Origin of the sequence: Phaeobacter sp. HF9A (assembly GCF_011806385.1) — a bacterium.
Lineage (GTDB): Bacteria > Pseudomonadota > Alphaproteobacteria > Rhodobacterales > Rhodobacteraceae > Epibacterium.
On the sequence record NZ_JAATOX010000251.1, the window covers coordinates 1 to 1,022 of the forward strand.

The window sequence follows — 1,022 nt, forward strand, 5'->3', positions numbered from 1 at the left end:
CTTCATCGGAATCTCCTCGTTCATCCTGCCGAGAAAATTCTACTTCCGCATCCCCTTAAGATCGGGGGGGATTACCAGCCTGATCACGCCGTCACCAACTTTCGGGCATAGCTCTTCCATGGGCGCTCCGCATGTCTTTCTCCATCGCAAACGGACGGCACCCGCCGCCCCGCGATCAGCATACAGACTGATCCGGCAGGGCCGCGCCGGTGAAAAAGACATGCGGTCTTACGATAAATCACCGCGACGATCCACATTTTGACAGCATTCGACACATCGACAGAAAGTGGCGAAACAACCTGATCGAGAGTAATCACGCGGCCATGAAGCGACTGCTCGGTTATTGCCAGAGCTTTCGGTCACTGCGATCTGCCAAAGCAAACCTGAGCGGGCTCGAAACGATCAGAGCAATCAAACGCGGCCACATCCAAACCAGAGATCCTGATGTCCGCGGCGAGATCCAATTCATCATCCAGCTCTGCGAATCCGCATGACAAAATGCGCCGCATAGACAACCGTGCGGCCTAGAGAGATTAACACAACAGTCCCGCTCATAGGCCAAGCCTACACGAACACGAAATCGTCTTCACTAATACTCGCTCGGCTGACGCCTTCAAGCTGCACGGATCCGCCGTCCCACTCGATCCTGACGCCAACTCCGGTAGCGACACGGGTAAGGTCGGAGTAGGTGACCCCGCGGAATTCAAGGACATCTGCACCAACTTCAAAGTCTGTGATGATGTCATCGCCAATATAGGAGCTACTAGTATCGAATATGAAAACATCGTCCCCCGCACCTCCATGCAACGTGTCGTTCCCGTTTTGGCCCTCCAAATAGTCACTGTGGCCGTTGCCCCACAAATCATCGTGGCCGCCTCCACCTCTCAGGGTGTCGCTATGAAGGCCCCCCCTCAGCGTATCCGAACCAGAACCACCGCTCAGGCTGTCCGCACCAGATCCGCCTTCAAGCGTGTCGTTGCCTGTTCCACCATCCAGCCGATCATTGCCATTACGGCCATAGA

The 1,022-nt window shown here is 55.5% G+C and carries 2 protein-coding genes and 1 pseudogene; 2 read left to right on the forward strand and 1 reads right to left on the reverse strand.

The genetic code is table 11. The annotated features are described in order from the left end of the window. Window positions 1–262, forward strand: a 262-nt coding sequence (locus HCZ87_RS20905; RefSeq protein ID WP_217701983.1) for a hypothetical protein, incomplete at its 5' end; no start/stop codon positions are given. Continuing rightward, window positions 210–494 (forward strand): DDE-type integrase/transposase/recombinase, encoded by a 285-nt coding sequence (locus HCZ87_RS20740; protein WP_368484158.1) that lies wholly within the window; start codon window positions 210–212, stop codon window positions 492–494. The genes HCZ87_RS20905 and HCZ87_RS20740, both read left to right, overlap by 53 nt. A gap of 70 nt (window positions 495–564) precedes the next feature. On the opposite strand, the pseudogene HCZ87_RS20745 reads toward HCZ87_RS20740, so the two are convergent. Further along, a pseudogene (locus HCZ87_RS20745) lies at window positions 565–1,022 on the reverse strand (calcium-binding protein); the annotation flags it as partial.